Source organism: Stenotrophomonas sp. PD6 (genome assembly GCF_049199305.1).
Classification (GTDB): domain Bacteria; phylum Pseudomonadota; class Gammaproteobacteria; order Xanthomonadales; family Xanthomonadaceae; genus Stenotrophomonas.
The window spans coordinates 94797-110965 of sequence record NZ_JBLZQD010000013.1 but is presented as its reverse complement, the minus strand read 5'-3'; the positions used below and the strand labels follow the sequence as shown (position 1 = coordinate 110965).

Here is a 16169-nt window from a genome sequence, read left to right as displayed (position 1 = left end):
TGTGCGCTGTCCTGCGCACACGGCAAGACCGGGGTTGGGCTCCTGCCCAACCCGTCGGGCGCATGCGCCCGACCCATGCGGCTCATGCCCCCGCAAACCGGCCCCGACCCGCCTTTGACAGTGTGTCGTTGCCATGGAAAAAGCGGTAGCGCCGGCCGTTGGCCGGCGCCTCGTTTCGCCAGGTTCAATGCGTTACCGGGCGTTGATGGGTTCACGGCAGTTGTCTTGCGACCAACCATACCAATAGAGCGACAGAGCGAGAGAGCAACAGTGCGCGCGGTCGATGGCGCGTGCAGTTGCCCCGCTTTTCCCTTGGCCACCGGTCACTGTCAAAGGCGGGTCGGGGTGGGTTTGCGGGGGCATGAGCCGCATGGATGCGGCGACTGAGCCCCCATGGATGGGTTTACGGCGTCCCCCGCAAACCCGCACCGTCCCGCCAAATCACGGAAACCGGTGACCACCAGCTGTTCGCCCAAATGCATGAAGCCGGGCAGAGCCCGGCGCTACGCAGTGTTTGCAATGTGCGCCCCATCTGCGGTGTTTGCCCTTCGCCGCATCCAGCACACGGCACCAAAAAAAACCCCGCCTTTCAGCGGGGTTTTTCGTTTCATCAGGTCAGCGTGTGCATCAATGCCCGCCGGCGGAGGCTGCGCCGGCACCGGCGCCGAACGGCGGCTTGGCCAGCCACAGGAAGGCGATGATGGCCAGGAAGATCCAGCCCAGCAGGAAGAAGATGTCGTTGAAGCCCATCTGCGATGCCTGGTGGTTGATCATGTTGTTCAACGCCGCCGCGCCATGTTGCAGGTCGCCCTGCCCCATCGCCGCCACCTTCTCCTGCATGCCCGGCGTGTAGCCGGAAATGCTTTCGGTCAGGTGCGCGTGGTGTTCCTGCGTGCGGCGGGCCCACAGCCACGTCGTCAGAGACGCCGCGAAACTGCCGCCCAGCGTGCGCAGGAACGTGGCCAGGCCGGAGCCTGCCGCGATCTCGCGGCCGTCCAGGTCCGAGAGCAGGATCTGCAGCACCGGCATGAAGAACAACGCCACGCCGATACCCATGATCAGCTGCACCCCCGCCACATGGGCGAAGTCCACCTGCAGATTGAAACCCGACCGCAGGAAGCTCGTGAACGACAGGAACACGAACGCGAACGACGCGATCCAGCGCATATCGAAGCGCGAGGCGTACTTGCCCACGAACGGCGTCATGATCACCGGCAGAATGCCGATGGGTGCCGTTGCCAGGCCCGCCCAGATCGCCGTATAGCCCATGTCACGCTGCAGCCACTGCGGAATCAGCAGCGATACGCTGAAGAACGCCGCGTACGCCACCACCATCGCCAGCGTGCCGGCGCGGAAATTGCGGTGGCGGAACAGGCGCAGGTCCACGATCGGGTCCTTGTCCGTCAGCTCCCAGATCAGGAACACCGCCAGGGCCACCACCGACACGCACGCCAGCACCACGATCGTGGGCGAACTGAACCAGTCCTCGTCGTTGCCCAGGTCCAGCACCAGCTGCAGCGCGCCCACGCCGATGATCAGCGTGATCAGGCCCACGTAATCCATCTTCGGCTTTTCAATGTGCTCCGGCCGGCCCTTCAACTGATTGCCGACCACCAGCGCCGCGAAAATGCCCAGTGGCACATTGATCAGGAAGATCCATTCCCAACTGTAATTGTCCGTGATCCAACCGCCCAGGATCGGGCCGCAGATCGGTGCCACCACCGTGATCATCGCCAGCAGCGCCAGCGCCTGCCCGCGTTTTTCGCGGGGATAGATCGAGACCAGCAGCGACTGCGTGATCGGGTACATCGGGCCGGCCACGAAACCCTGCAGCGCGCGCGACACCACCAGCATGCCCATGCTCTGCGCCAGGCCGCACAGCAGCGAGGCCATCACGAACGACAGCGTCGCCCAGATGAACAGCTTGGTTTCGCCGAAGCGACGGCTCAACCAACCCGTCAGCGGCAGCGCGATCGCCGTGCTGACCGCGAACGACGTGATGACCCACGTCGCCTGCTGCGAACTGGCGCCGAGGTTGCCGGCGATCGTCGGCAGCGAGACGTTGGCGATGGTGGTGTCGAGCACCTGCATGAACGAGGCCATGGCCAGGCCAGCCGTGCAGAGCGCGACATTGGCCGGCCGGAACGCGCCGGTCGCACCCGGCGCCGACGGCGCACCCGGAGTACCGGGCGCGGCGGGAGCTTGTGCGGACATGGTGACCTCAGCTGGCCTTTGCCGAGCGCGGCAGGTTGTTCTGGATGATCTCGTGGATCACCTCGTCGGCGCTGTGCAGCTGCTTGGCATACACGTCGGTGTCGAACACCTGGCCCTTGGCCGCGGCGGTCGGCAGCACGGTGCCCTTCTGGTCGCGCAGGCTCACTTCGGCCTTCATCGACAGGCCGATGCGCAGCGGATTATCGGCCAGCTGCTTGGCGTCGATGGCGATGCGCACCGGCACGCGCTGCACGATCTTGATCCAGTTGCCGCTGGCGTTCTGCGCCGGCAGCAGCGAGAACGCCGAACCCGTGCCCAGGCCCAGGCTGTCGATGCGGCCCTTGTACTTCACGTCACCACCGTACAGGTCCGAACGCAGTTCCACTTCCTGGCCCAGGCGCATGTGGCGCAGCTGGGTTTCCTTGAAGTTGGCTTCCACCCACATCTGCTCGGTCGGCACCACCGCCATCAGCGCGGTACCCGGCTGCACGCGCTGGCCGACCTGCACCGAGCGACGGGCCACGTAGCCGCTGACCGGCGCGACGATGCCGGCGCGGGCGTTGTTGAGGTAGGCCTGGCGCAGCTGCGCGGCGGCGGCTTCCACGTCCGGCTGGGTAGCGATCACGGTGTCGTCGACCAGCGCATTGCTGCGCTCGAACGTCTCGCGCGAACCGGCCACGGCCGCCTCGGCCGCCGCCAGTTCATTGCGGGCATGCGCCAGCTCTTCGTCGGAGATGGCGCCGGTGGCGGCCAGCCCCTTGCGACGGGCAAAGTCTTCGCGGACGCGGTTGAGGGTGACCTGGCGGGCGCTCAGTTCGGCCTGCGCGCCTTCCACGCTGCGATACAGACCGCGGGTCTGGCGCACAGTGCGGGCCAGGTTGGCGCGGGCCTGCTGCAGTGCCACCTCGGTGTCGGCCGGGTCCAGCTGCACCAGCAGCTGGCCGCGCTCCACGCGCATGCCGTCATCGGCGTTGATCGCCACCACGGTGCCGGTGATCAGCGGGGTGATCTGCACCTGGTTGCCCTGCACGTAGGCATCGTCGGTTTCTTCGAACCAGCGGCCGAACATGAAGTACCACAGCGCCGCGGCGGCGAGCAGCAGCACCACGACGGCCAGCAGGCCGCGCAGCAGCTTGCCGCGACGGGAGGGAGCTGCCGGTGCGGCAGCGGGAGCGGAAGTCTGGCTCATGGGAGGTATCTCAGGAATGCGTGGATTCGGGGGCGGTGGCGAGCGGGGCGGTGTCGCCGGACGGGGTGAAGCCCCCGCCCAGCGCCTGGCTCAGCCGAACCGAAACAAGGATCTGCCGCGACTGCAGCGAGGCCAGCTGCTGCTGCGACTGCAGCAGCTGCGCTTCCACGCTGAGCACGTCCAGGTAGCTGCCGATGCCGGCCTTGTAGCGCTGCTGCGCCAGGTCGTGCGCGGCGCGTGCGGTGCTCACCGCCTGCGCCTGCGAGGCGGCCTGGTCGGCCAGCGAACGCACCGCGTTGACCTGGTCGGCCACCTCGCGCAGCGCGGTGACCACCGACTGGTTGTAGTCGGCCACGGCCAGGTCGTACTGCGCGTCGGTCTTGTCCAGGTTGGCGCGCAGGCGGCCACCGTCGAAGATCGGCAGGCTCAGCGCCGGGCCGATGAAGGCGAACGTCGAGCCGCTCTTGAGCAGCTGGTCCACTTCACTGGCCACTACGCCGCCGAGTGCGGTGAGGTTGAGGCTGGGATAGAACTTGGCCTTGGCCGCGTCGATCTCGCGACCGGCCGCTTCCACGCGCCAGCGTGCCGCCACGATGTCCGGGCGACGGCCGAGCAGTTCGCTGGGCAGCACGCCCGGCAGCTGCAGTGCGAGCGGGTTGAGCGGCTGCGGGCGTTCGATCTGCAGGCCCCGGTCCGGGCCCTGGCCGACCAGCGCGGCCAGCGCGGTGCGGGCCTCGTCGATCTGCTGCTGCGCGGCCTGCAGTTGCTGCTGCGCGGCCGGAATGCGGGCCTCGGCCTGGCGCGTCTGCAGGTCGCTGTCGATGCCCGCCGCGCGACGCTGGCGGGTCAGGGTCAGCGTCTTCTGCGAACGGTCCAGTTCTTCGCTGGCAACGTCATGCAGCTGCCAGGCATAGCCAAGCTGCGCGTACGCCTCGGCGATACCGGCCGACAGGTTCAGGCGCGCGGCCTGCGCGTCCACGGCGGCGGCATGGCCGCTGTCCACGGCCGCTTCCCAGGCGGCGCGCTTGCCGCCCCACAGGTCAACGCCGTAACTGACGCTCAGATAGGCCTGGCCACTGCCGGCATAGCTGCCGCCGATCTCGTCGCCGACCATCGATTCGGGCAGGCGCACGCCGGTGTAGCCACCGGAAGCGGACACGCTGGGCAGGCGGTCGGCATGCGCGGTGCCGATCTGGGCACGGGCCTGGCGCAGGCGCGCATCGGCCGCGTCCAGGCCCGGGTTGCGCTGCAGCCCTTCGGCGATCAGCGCGTCCAGCTGCGGGTCGTTCAGCGCCCGCCACCAGTCGGTGGCCGGGAACGCGGCCGGGCTGAGGCTGTGGCCGGCCAGGGTGCGCTGGGTCTGCAGGCTGTCGGCGTCGACCAGCTGGCCCTTGGGTTGCAGGCCGCCGGTGCTGGCACAGGCGGCCAGCGCCAGCGCCAGCACGGACAGCAGCACCGGCCGCAGCGGGCGCAGCGATGAGGTGCGTTCAGTTGTAGGAGTCATGGCGTATTGAGGGAGTCACGTACACGGGTCATGAGGGAAAGCAGGAGCGCGCGCTCGTCCGCGGACAGGTCGCGCATGGCGTCGTCCATGGTCTGGTCGCCGCGCAGCTTCAGCCGGGCCCACAACTGGCGGCCCTGGTCGGTCAGTACGATCTGCAGCGCCCGACGGTCCTGCGCATGCGGTTCACGGCGTACGCAGTCCAGCGCTTCCAGCTTGTCCAGCAGGCGGGTCACCGCGCTGGGCACCTGGTCCAGGGCCTGGGCCAGCTCGTTGGCGGTGCACGGGGCACGGGCTGCGAGCACCTTCAGGCCCAGGTAGTGGGTGAAGCCGATGCCGAGGTTTTCCTCGGCCATCGACGTGTCGAGCTGGCGCACCAGGCCGTCGCGCACCTGGCGCAGCAGCAGGCCGAAGCTGGGGGGATTGGCATCAGGACAGATCATGGGAGGACATTCTCTTCCAAAAAATATATTTCTCAATAGAAATATTCAAAATGGAACAAAATGCTGTGTTGCAGCAAACGGAACGATGGGAGGCCGCTACCTTAATGGCCGCCCCGGCTGGCCCGGTATTACAATATGGACAATGGATAACACTTTCAGGCCAACGGACGATCCCGCCATCCAGATCCGCACCGACGTGCTGGATTGGTTCGAGCGCGAGGATGGGCTGGGCGTGCTCGGCTTCCGGGTGGACAGCCCGCGCGGGCTGGACCGCGAAGTGGACTGGCACGCGCATCTGCGCGCCCAGCTGATCTGCGTGGAGGCCGGCCTGCTCACGGTGCGCACCCGGCACGGCACCTGGTCGATGCCGCCGGGCTGTGCCGGCTGGATGCCACCGGGCGAGCCCCATACGGTTGACATCCGCGGGCCGTTGCGCGGCTGGGGGGTGGTCATCGCCCCGGCCCTGGCCCACGACCTGCCCGCCGAGCCCTGCGTGGTGGGCATCTCCGACCTGCTGCAGGCGTTGGCGCTGCGGGTCACCACCTGGGCGCCGGCGGGCACCGCCACGGCGACCCAGCAGCACATCATGGAGGTGCTGCTGGATGAACTGCGCCACGCGCCGCGCCAGCGCACCCACCTGCCCATGCCGCGCGACCGCCGCCTGCTGCGGATCGCCTCGCAGCTGATCGCCGACCCGGCCGACGACCGCAGCCTGGAGCAATGGGCGCAGTGGGCGGGGCTGTCGCCGCGCACCCTGACCCGCCACTTCCGCGACGAGACCACCCTGAGCTTCGCGCAATGGCGCCAGCAGGCCCGGTTGGCCGAAGGGCTGCGCCGCCTGTCCGACGGCGCCAGCGTCTCGGCGATCGCGCACGAACTGGGTTTCAGCAGCCCCAGCGCCTTCGTCACCGTGTTCCGCCGCCACTTCGGCAGCCCGCCCGGGCGCTACCTGGCACGCGGCAACCACCCCCTGCCCACAACACGCGGCTTGGCATCCCCGGCCGCATCCGGATAATCGACCGCCTGCGAGGGCGACAGCCGTCGCCGTCCCTTGCCACAGGTAACAATGCCGCATGACCGATCTTGCCCGCCCCGCCTTCCACGGCTTTGAACAGCTGCCCCTGCGCGAATACGCCGAACGGGCGTACCTGGACTATTCGATGTACGTGGTGCTCGACCGGGCGCTGCCGTTCCTGGGCGATGGCCTCAAGCCGGTGCAGCGCCGCATCATCTACGCGATGAGCGAGCTGGGGCTGAACGCCGCCGCCAAGCCGAAGAAGTCCGCGCGTACCGTCGGCGACGTCATCGGTAAGTACCATCCGCACGGCGACAGCGCGTGCTACGAGGCGCTGGTGCTGATGGCCCAGCCGTTCTCCTACCGCTATCCGCTGATCGAAGGCCAGGGCAACTTCGGTTCGACCGACGATCCCAAGTCGTTCGCGGCGATGCGTTACACCGAATCCAAGCTCACCCCGATCGCCGAAGTGCTGCTGGGCGAAATCAACCAGGGCACCACCGACTGGACGCCGAACTTCGACGGCACCCTGGAGGAGCCGACCTGGATGCCGGCGCGGCTGCCGCACCTGCTGCTCAACGGCACCACCGGCATCGCGGTGGGCATGGCCACCGACGTACCGCCGCACAACCTCAACGAGATCGTCAGCGCGCTGCTGCACCTGCTGGATGATCCCGACGCCAGCATCGGCGACCTGCTGGAGCACGTGAAGGGCCCGGATTACCCGAGCGCGGCGGAGATCATCACGCCGGCCGCCGACCTGCGCACCATGTACGAGACCGGCTACGGCAGCGTGCGTGCGCGGTCGACGTTCTTCAAGGACGGCACCAACATCGTGATCAACGCGCTGCCCTTCCAGGTCTCGCCGTCCAAGGTGATCGAGCAGATCGCCGCGCAGATGCGTGCCAAGAAGCTGCCGTGGCTGGAAGACATCCGCGACGAATCCGACCACGCCAACCCGGTGCGCGTGGTGCTGGTTCCGCGCTCGAACCGCGTGGATGCCGAACAGCTGATGGGCCACCTGTTCGCCACCACCGACCTGGAGCGCAGCTACCGGGTCAACCTCAATGTGATCGGGCTGGACGGGCGTCCGCAGGTGAAGAACCTGAAGATGCTGCTCGCCGAGTGGCTGCAGTTCCGTGGCACCACCGTGACCCGTCGCCTGACCCACCGCCTGGAAAAGGTCGAGCGTCGCCTGCACCTGTTGGAAGGCCTGCTGGTGGCCTTCCTCAACCTGGATGAAGTGATCCACATCATCCGCACCGAGGACGAACCCAAGGCGGCCTTGATCGCGCGCTTCGGGCTGAGCGACGACCAGGCCGACTACATCCTGGAAACCAAGCTGAAGCAGCTGGCCCGCCTGGAAGAAATGAAGATCCGCGGCGAGCAGGACGAGCTGGCCAAGGAGCGCGACAAGATCCAGTCGATCCTGGACAGCAAGACCAAGCTGCGCAAGCTGATCCGCGACGAGCTGGTGGCCGATGCGAAGAAGTTCGGCGATGCACGCCGTTCGCCGCTGGTGCAGCGTGGTGCGGCCCAGGCCATCGACGAAACCGAGCTGGTGCCCAGCGAGCCGATGACGGTGGTGCTGTCGGAGAAGGGCTGGATCCGTGCGGCCAAGGGCCACGACATGGACCCGTCCACGCTGTCCTACCGCGACGGCGACGCCCTGCTCGGTTCGGTGCGTGCGCGCAGCACCCAGCAGGTAGCGTTCCTGGACACCGAGGGCCGCGCGTACTCCACGCTGATCCACACCCTGCCCTCGGCGCGCGGCAACGGCGAGCCGCTCACCGGCCGTTTCTCGCCCGCACCGGGCAGCGCCTTCATGACCCTGGCCAGCGGCGAGAACAACACCCGCTTCGTGCTGGCGTCCACGCATGGCTACGGCTTCGTGACCCGCTTCGAGAACCTGACCGGGCGCAACAAGGCCGGCAAGGCGATGCTCAACCTGACCTCCGGCTCGAAGGTGCTGACCCCGGCCGTGGTCGCCAACCCGGACACCGACCGCATCGTGGCCGTGACCAGCTCGGGCAACCTGCTGGCCATCCCGGCCAACGAGCTGCCGGAACTGGACAAGGGCAAGGGCAACAAGATCATCGACATCCCCAAGGCCAAGCTCGCCACCGAGCGGGTGGTCGCGGTGGTCGCGGTGGCCCCGGGCAACACGCTGCTGGTCCGCAGCGGCGCACGCACCATGAACCTGTCGTTCAAGGACCTGGACGCCTACGTCGGTACGCGCGCCACGCGTGGCCACCTGCTGCCGCGTGGGTGGCAGAAGGTGGAGGGGTTGTCGGTGGAGTGATGCATCGCGCACAAAAAAACCGGGGTTTCCCCGGTTTTTTTGTTCGTCGCTGGCTGGCGAATGCTGGCTGGCGGACGAATTGCATGGGCCGGCCAACGGCCGGCGCTACCCGCTCAGTGCGCTGACGCGCCCTTCGCTTCCATCTTGCTGGTCTGGTACAGCGCCACGCCGATGCGCTTGATCAGGCCCAGCTGCTGCTCCAGCCACCAGGCATGGTCTTCTTCGGTGTCCTTGAGCTGGACCAGCAGCATGTCGCGGCTCACGTAATCCTGGTGCTGTTCGCACAGCTTCATGCCGGCCGCCAGGTTGTTGCGCACGCTGTATTCGGTTTCCAGGTCCTTCTGCAGCATCTCTTCCACGGTCACGCCCGGCTCGAAGCCGTGCGGGCGCATGTCCGGGTTGCCGCCCAGGAACAGGATGCGGCGCAGCAGCGCGTCGGCGTGTTCGGTCTCCTCGGCCATCTCGTGGTTGAGGCGCTCGTACAGCGCGAACAGACCCTGGTCCTCGTAGCGGCGCGAGTGGATGAAGTACTGGTCGCGCGCAGCCAGTTCGCCGCGCAGCAGTTCCTTCAGGCAGTCAATGACGTCGGGATGGCCTTTCATGGGGGAGCTCCTGTGAATCGATGGACGCCATGGTGCCCTATCCCGGATCGCCGTGATCTAATCGGAATCAGTTGCATGCGCAGGCGCAGCTGGGGTCCGGTGAGCGGCGCGCATTGCAGGGGATTCATTGCCGGGCAGCGTCCGGCACCACCGTCATCGGGGAGCTGGGATGCGTCGTGCGCTGAAGTGGATCGGCTGGAGTCTGATGCTGCTGGTGGTGGTCGTGATCGGTACGGTCTGGTGGCTGCTGCGCGGCAGCCTGCCCACCCTGGAGGGCCAGCAGCCCATGGCCGGCCTGCAGGCCGAGGCCCGCGTCTCCCGCGATGCGCTCGGCGTGGTCACCATCGACGCCGCCAGCGAGGCCGATGCGATGCGTGCACTCGGGCTGGTGCACGCGCAGGAACGCTACTTCGAGATGGATCTGATGCGCCGCGCCGCCGCCGGTGAGCTGTCCGAGCTGTTCGGCGCGGCGGCCGTTTCCGTCGACCAGCGCATGCGCGTGCATCGCCTGCGCGCGCGCACCGACGCCCACCTCACCCAGGCCGTCGGCGGCAACCCGCAGGTGGTGCAGGCCTATGTGGACGGCGTCAACGGCGGCCTGCAGGACCTGCGCGTGCGCCCGTGGCCCTACCTGCTGCTGCGCCAGTCGCCCGCGCCGTGGACGGCCACCGATTCGGTGCTGACCGGCCTGGCCATGTACGCGGACCTGCAGGACCCCACCAACCAGAACGAACTGGCCATGCGCCGCATCCGCGAGGTGGCGCCGCCGGCGCTGTATGCACTGCTCAGCCACGAGGGCACCGAGTGGGACGCGCCGCTGTTCGGCGCCGCACGCGGCAATGCGGTGTTGCCGGAACCCGATGCCTTCCGGTTGAGTGACGACCCACGGTCGTCACCTACCCGTGGGGAAGAGCAGGACGTGCATGGCAGCAACAACTTCGCGGTGGCCGGCGCGCTGACCGCCGATGGCCGCGCGATCCTGGCCGACGACATGCACCTGGGCCTGCGCGCACCGGCGCTGTGGTTCCGGGTGCGGCTGCGCTACCCCGATCCGGCCGCGCCCGGTGGCCGGGTGGACGTCAGCGGCTTCTCGCTGCCCGGGCTGCCGGCGATCGTGGTCGGCAGCAACGGGCATGTGGCCTGGGGCTTCACCAACAGCTACATCGACAACGCCGACTTCGTGACGGTACCGGCCGGCGCGCAAGGCATCACCACCCACGAGGAGCGGATCCGCGTGGCTGGCGGCACGGACGTGGTGCTGCGCGTGCGCGAGACCGCGTGGGGCCCGATCCTGCACGAACGCCCCGACGGCAGCGGCGAGGCGCTGCGCTGGACCGCGCAGTTGCCCGGCGCGGTGCGCCTGGATTTCGCCGACATGGCCCGCGCCGGCGACCTGGACCAGGCGCTGCGGATTGCCGACCGCGCCGGCATCCCTACCCAGAACCTGCTGCTGGCCGACCAGCACGGCCGGATCGCGTGGCGCCTGATCGGCGCCCGCCCGGACCGCGCGGCGGCGTGCCCGCCCAACGGCACCACCACTACTGCGCCGGCCAGCTGCGCGCCGTGGGCCATCCGCAGCGACGGCTCACCGGCGCTGATCGACCCGCCCACGCAGCGTCTGTGGACCGCCAACGGACGCGTGCTGGACGGTGCCGAGCTCGCGGTGGCGGGCAACGCGGGCTATGACCTGGGCGCGCGCGGTCGGCAGATCCGCGACGACCTCGCTGCAAAACAGCACTTCAGCGAGAGCGACCTGCTGGCGATCCAGCTGGACGACCGCGCGGTGTTCCTGGAACGCTGGTGGACGCTGTTGCGGCAGGTGGTCGGCAGCAGCAATGACCCGGCATTGAAACGCCTGGAGGCGGCCAGCCGCCAGTGGGAGGGACACGCGTCGTCCGATGCGGTGAGTTACCGGATCACGCGCGGGTTCCGCAGCAAGGTGCAGGACATCGTCTCGGCCGGGCTGCTGGCGCCGGCGCGGCACGCGCTGGGTGACGACTACCTGGAGCCGAAGCTGCCGCAGATCGAAGGCGTGCTGTGGCCGCTGGTGAGCGAGCGTCCGACCCACCTGCTGCCGCCGCCGTACCCAAGCTGGGACGCGCTGCTGGCGGATGCCGCGCGGCAGGCGGAGGCGGAGCTGGCCGAACAGGGGCCGGACCTGGCCCAGCGGACCTGGGGCGAACGCAACACGGCCGCCATCTGCCACCCGATCAGTCGCGCCCTGCCCGCCTTCGCGAAGCCGTGGCTGTGCATGCCGGCGGACCGCCTGCCCGGTGACCGCGACATGCCGCGCGTGCAGGGCACGGCATTCGGCGCCTCGCAACGCATGGTGGTATCGCCGGGGCATGAAGCCGACGGCATCATCCACATGCCCGGCGGCCAGAGTGGCCACCCACTGTCACCGTTCTGGGGCGCGGGCCATGAGGATTGGGTGCAGGGCAAGCCGACGCCGTTCCTGCCGGGGAAAGCGCGGTATACGTTGCGGTTGGAGCCGCTCAGCCGCGCGCCTTCCGGCGCTCCATCGCGCTGAGCAGCGGGCCGGTCATCGCCGTGGTCACCAGCGCCATGATCACCAGCACCGCGAACAGGCGGTCGCCGAGGAAGCCCAGTTCGTAGCCCAGGTTGAGCACGATCAGCTCCATCAGGCCACGGGTGTTCATCAGCGCCCCCAGCTTCCACGCCTCCTGGTTGGGCATGCCTGCACTGCGGGCCGCGCTCCAGGTACCGAACAGCTTGCCCAGCGTGGCCACCGCGATCACCACCGCGCACAACAGCAGGTCGCTGGCCTGCAACGCATCGGCCCGCATGCGCAGGCCGGTCATGGCGAAGAACAGCGGCAGCAGCAAGGTGACCGCGAACGGCTCCACCTTCTCGATCAACAGGGTCCGCAGCTGCGCGTTGGACGACACCGCCACGCCGGCGGCGAACGCACCGAACAACGCGTGGATGCCGAGCACCTCGGTCACCAGCGCACTGGCCAGCGACAGCAGCAGTACGCCCAGCAGCCAGCGCCCTTCGCTGCCCGTACGGATGACCTGCCGCGAGAACCAGGGTTTGACCACGCCCAGCATCAGCGCGACGAACGCCACCACACACAGCAGGCTCAGGCTGGCGGGCACCCATCCGGTGGCCTGCGCCGCTGCCACGATCAGCGCCAGCAGGCACCAGGCCGTGGCATCGCCGAGCGCCGCGCAGGCGATGGCGGTCTGCCCCAGCGGCGTGTGGGTGATGCCGCGGTCGGCCAGGATGCGCAGCAGCACCGGGAAGGCGGTGATGCTCAGCGAGATGCCGACAAACAGCGCGAAGGCGGTAAAGCCCACACCCTGCGGACCATGTTCGGGGTACAGCCAGATCGCCAGCAGCACGCCCAGCACGAACGGCACGGCGATGCCGGCATGGCTGACGGTGAACGCGAAACGGCGGCGGCCGCGCAGCCCGCCCAGGTCGAGCTCGGCACCGGCCACCAGCAGGAACATCAACACGCCCAACTGGCTCAGCATGCCCAGCGGGCCCAGCGAGCTGGCCGGGAACAGCGCCCCGTGCAGATCGGGCAGCAGGCTGCCCAGCACCAGCGGCCCCATCATCAGGCCAGCGGCCATTTCGCCGATCACGGCGGGTTGGCCCAGCCGCTTCAGCAGCGCACCGGCGCCCTTGGCGACCACCAGCAGCACCAGCAGCTGCAACAGGAACAGCCCCAGCGGCGATGCCAGGTGGTGGGCCCAGTCGCTGCCGACCACCGCATCGGCCTTCGCCGCCACGTCCGTCGCCGCCGGCAGCTCCGGGCCGGCATAGCGCGCCAGCGCCAGGCCGATCGCCAGTGGAACGCCGGCCCAGGCCAGGTAGTGCCACCCCCATTTCATCCGCGGCACATCGCCTCCGGTCTGTACGTCCATGAACATTCCCCAATGCATGAGGGGGGAATGTTACCCGGCCAAGGCTTGCTCATGTACGCCGGCCACCGCGCGGCCGGAGGGGTCGGCCATGGCCGCGAAGCTGGCGTCCCAGGCGATCGCCGCCGGCGAGGAACAGGCGATCGACTTGCCGCCCGGCACCGTCTCGGCGGCCGCCTGGGTGGGGAAGAACTGCTCGAACACGTGCCGGTAGTAGTAGGCCTCCTTGGTCTGCGGCGGGTTGTGCACGAAGCGCTTGTCCGCCGCGGCCATCACCCGGTCGCTGATCTGCGCCTCGGCGTGCGCCTTCAGGCCGTCGATCCAGCCATAGCCGACGCCGTCGCTGAACTGCTCCTTCTGCCGCCACAGGATCGACTCGGGCAGGTAGCCCTCGAACGCCTCGCGCAGCACCGCCTTCTCGATCCGGCGCGCGCCGCTGGGGCCCTGCCCGACCATCTTGTGGCGCGCGTCGATGCGCATGGCGACGTCGAGGAATTCGCGGTCCAGGAATGGCACGCGCGGCTCCACGCCCCAGGCCATCATCGACTTGTTGGCGCGCAGGCAGTCGTAGTTGTTGAGCGCATCGAGCTTGCGCACCAGCTCTTCATGGAACTCGCGCGCGTTGGGCGCCTTGTGGAAGTACAGATAGCCGCCGAAGATCTCGTCGCTGCCCTCGCCCGACAGCACCATCTTCACCCCCATCGCCTTGATCCGCCGTGCCAGCAGGAACATCGGCGTCGACGCGCGGATGGTGGTGACGTCGTAGGTTTCCACGTGGCGGATCACCTCGGGCAGCGCATCCAGGCCTTCCTCGAACGTGTACTCGAAACCATGGTGCACGGTGCCCAGGGCCTCGGCGGCGATGGCGGCTGCGGCCAGGTCCGGTGAGCCCTTCAGGCCGATCGCGAACGAATGCAGGCGCGGCCACCAGGCCTCGCTCTGGTCACCGTCCTCGATGCGGTGGCGTGCATAGCGGGCGGCGACGGCGGCGACCAGCGACGAATCCAGGCCACCGGACAGCAGCACGCCGTACGGCACGTCGGTCATCAACTGGCGATGCACGGCGCGTTCGAAGGCCTCACGCAGTGCGGCCCGGTCGGCCTCGACGCCTTCGACCGCATCGTAGTCGCGCCACGGGCGCTCGTAATAGCGGGTTAGCGTGTCCGTCGCGCTGTCGTACCAGTGGCCCGGCGGGAACTGCGCGGCGTCGGCGCAGATGTCCACCAGCGACTTCAGCTCCGAGGCCACCACCAGCCGGCCCTGCGCGTCGTGCCCCCAGTACAGCGGCACCACGCCGATCGGGTCGCGCGCGATCAGCACGCGCTGCTGCTCGCGGTCCCACAGCGCGAAGGCGAAGATGCCGTTGAGGCGGTTCAGGAACGAGGCCGGGCTGTCTTCGCGGTACAGGGCGTTGATCACCTCGCAGTCCGAGCCGGTCTGGAAGGCGTACGGCTGGGTCAGCTCGGTCTTGAGTTCGCGATGGTTGTAGATCTCGCCGTTGACCGCCAGCGCGAGGCCGCCGTCGTCGGAGAGCAGCGGCTGCGAGCCACCGGCCGGATCCACGATGGCCAACCGCTCATGGACCAGGATGGCGCCGGCATCGACATACACGCCGCTCCAGTCCGGGCCACGATGGCGCTGGCGCTGCGAGAGGTCCAGCGCATGGCGGCGCAGCGCCGGGAGGTCGTCGCCGGCCTGCAGGCCGAAAAGTCCGAAGATCGAACACATGGGAACAGCTCCTGATGATGGGGGAATACACGTAGTGCTGATATCCAACCGGCCACCCACAAAAAAACCCGCATCGGCCGATGCGGGTTTTCTGGGGTCCGGGCGTGTTGCTTGTACTAGCCCTGGTCGCAGTCCCGCATCGGCCGCGCACGATTATTCGCGCGCAGATTATTGCGGTTGGTATTGGTGACGGCGGTGGCCGGGAACGAGGACATGGACCGACCGTAACCGGGTTTTGGCGCCGGTGCAACTGTTGCGATGGCAACCATGCCGACACCCGCAGACAACCCGGTGCCGCAGGCCCGGGCGATAATCACGCCCCCTCTGCACCCTCTGGCCGGCATGACCCCTCGCATCGGACGCATTTCGTCACACCTGGGGGGTGTCGCCCTCAGCCTCACCCTGGTCGCCTGCAGCAGCGCGCCCTCACGAACGCCGGTGAGCATCGTGCATGCCGTCCAGGACAAGGCCGCCGATGGCCGCTTCGACAGCGCCTGGGACGCGGCCAGGACCTACGAGACGTTCAACGACCCGCGCGCGGTGCTCTGGTATGAGCGCGCCGCCGCCACCACCCCGTGGAGCGCTGACAACCCCCAGGCCGAAGAGGCGCTGGGCCGGATCTGGACCCACGGTGAGCTGATGCACGGTGACGGCCCGAACATTGTCCAGGGCTTTGCGTTGCGCGCATCGCCGCGCAAGGCGGAACGCTGGTATCGCGCGGCGGCGGAGCACGGCAACCCGATGGCCATGCTGATGCTGGCCAGGCTCCACCGCGAGCGTGGCGAGGCCGCTGCCGCGCTGCGTTGGGACCTGCGCGCGACGATCTACCACCACACGTCATCCGAATCGTCGCGACTGCCCCAGGCGATCGCGCCGCAGCCGGATGGGACCCTGCATCCACTCGTCGTCGACATCCAGCGGCGCGCACAGCGCGGCGATGCCGATGCCCAGGTGGATCTGGGCGCGATGCTTGAAACCGGCATGGGCGTGCCGCGCGATGGCGTCGAGGCGCTGCGCTGGTACCGGCGGGCAGCCGACCAGGGCAACGTCTATGGCGCGTACTTCAGCGGCCTGCTGCTGGGCCGCGGCCGCGCCGGCGTGACCCGCGATGTGGACGCGGCCGCCGGCTGGTTTGCGAAGGCGTACGCGCAGCGCTTCTACCTGGCCGGTGACGCCTATTGGCGTTCCACCATCAAGCCCCCGTTCTGGACGTTCGACTGACCGGCTGTACACACCCACCCGGCGCTTTCAAGTCTGCCGCTCCGCCCTGCCATCGCCCAGAATG

At 68.6% G+C, this 16169-nt stretch carries 11 protein-coding genes; 4 read left to right on the top strand and 7 right to left on the bottom strand.

Annotation, left to right across the window (positions count from 1 at the left end; genetic code table 11):
- Positions 1-627: 627 nt before the first annotated feature.
- The 4 genes from ACOZHM_RS16355 to ACOZHM_RS16340 are packed head-to-tail and all read right to left on the bottom strand — an operon-like array spanning position 628 to position 5347.
- On the bottom strand, positions 628-2214 hold the full coding sequence (locus ACOZHM_RS16355) for a DHA2 family efflux MFS transporter permease subunit (protein ID WP_421570369.1): 1587 nt from the start codon (positions 2212-2214) through the stop codon (positions 628-630).
- A gap of 7 nt (positions 2215-2221) precedes the next feature.
- Positions 2222-3403, bottom strand: coding sequence for a multidrug efflux MFS transporter periplasmic adaptor subunit EmrA (gene emrA / locus ACOZHM_RS16350; RefSeq protein WP_421570368.1), 1182 nt, complete (start codon positions 3401-3403; stop codon positions 2222-2224).
- A 10-nt stretch (positions 3404-3413) separates the two neighbouring features.
- The gene (locus ACOZHM_RS16345; RefSeq protein WP_421570367.1) at positions 3414-4907 is read right to left on the bottom strand and encodes an efflux transporter outer membrane subunit; all 1494 of its coding nucleotides are present in this window, start codon (positions 4905-4907) and stop codon (positions 3414-3416) included.
- Positions 4904-5347 carry a MarR family winged helix-turn-helix transcriptional regulator gene (locus ACOZHM_RS16340; protein WP_421570366.1) on the bottom strand — a complete coding sequence of 148 codons (444 nt, stop codon included), beginning with the start codon at positions 5345-5347 and terminating at the stop codon, positions 4904-4906. Before ACOZHM_RS16340 ends, ACOZHM_RS16345 begins: the two co-directional genes overlap by 4 nt.
- A 142-nt stretch (positions 5348-5489) precedes the next feature.
- On the opposite strand from ACOZHM_RS16340, the gene ACOZHM_RS16335 reads away from it, so the two are divergent.
- The gene (locus ACOZHM_RS16335; RefSeq protein ID WP_421570365.1) at positions 5490-6362 is read left to right on the top strand and encodes an AraC family transcriptional regulator; all 873 of its coding nucleotides are present in this window, start codon (positions 5490-5492) and stop codon (positions 6360-6362) included.
- A gap of 58 nt (positions 6363-6420) precedes the next feature.
- Positions 6421-8664, top strand: a complete 2244-nt coding sequence (parC, locus tag ACOZHM_RS16330) for a DNA topoisomerase IV subunit A (protein ID WP_421570364.1) — start codon at positions 6421-6423, stop codon at positions 8662-8664.
- A gap of 113 nt (positions 8665-8777) precedes the next feature.
- On the opposite strand, the gene bfr is transcribed toward parC, so the two are convergent.
- Positions 8778-9266, bottom strand: coding sequence for a bacterioferritin (gene bfr / locus ACOZHM_RS16325; RefSeq protein ID WP_421570363.1), 489 nt, complete (start codon positions 9264-9266; stop codon positions 8778-8780).
- A 169-nt stretch (positions 9267-9435) separates the two neighbouring features.
- Here bfr and ACOZHM_RS16320 point away from each other — a divergent pair, with 169 nt between their 5' ends.
- Positions 9436-11796 carry a penicillin acylase family protein gene (locus tag ACOZHM_RS16320; protein ID WP_421570362.1) on the top strand — a complete coding sequence of 787 codons (2361 nt, stop codon included), beginning with the start codon at positions 9436-9438 and terminating at the stop codon, positions 11794-11796.
- Here ACOZHM_RS16320 and ACOZHM_RS16315 read toward each other — a convergent pair.
- Both ACOZHM_RS16315 and asnB read right to left on the bottom strand, forming a co-directional pair.
- Positions 11762-13165, bottom strand: a complete 1404-nt coding sequence (locus ACOZHM_RS16315) for a cation:proton antiporter (RefSeq protein ID WP_421570361.1) — start codon at positions 13163-13165, stop codon at positions 11762-11764. The genes ACOZHM_RS16320 and ACOZHM_RS16315 overlap by 35 nt on opposite strands.
- A 24-nt stretch (positions 13166-13189) precedes the next feature.
- Positions 13190-14884 (bottom strand): asparagine synthase B, encoded by a 1695-nt coding sequence (asnB, locus tag ACOZHM_RS16310; RefSeq protein WP_421570360.1) that lies wholly within the window; start codon positions 14882-14884, stop codon positions 13190-13192.
- A 342-nt stretch (positions 14885-15226) separates the two neighbouring features.
- Here asnB and ACOZHM_RS16305 point away from each other — a divergent pair, with 342 nt between their 5' ends.
- On the top strand, positions 15227-16105 hold the full coding sequence (locus ACOZHM_RS16305) for a tetratricopeptide repeat protein (protein ID WP_421570359.1): 879 nt from the start codon (positions 15227-15229) through the stop codon (positions 16103-16105).
- The last annotated feature ends 64 nt before the right edge of the window (positions 16106-16169 follow it).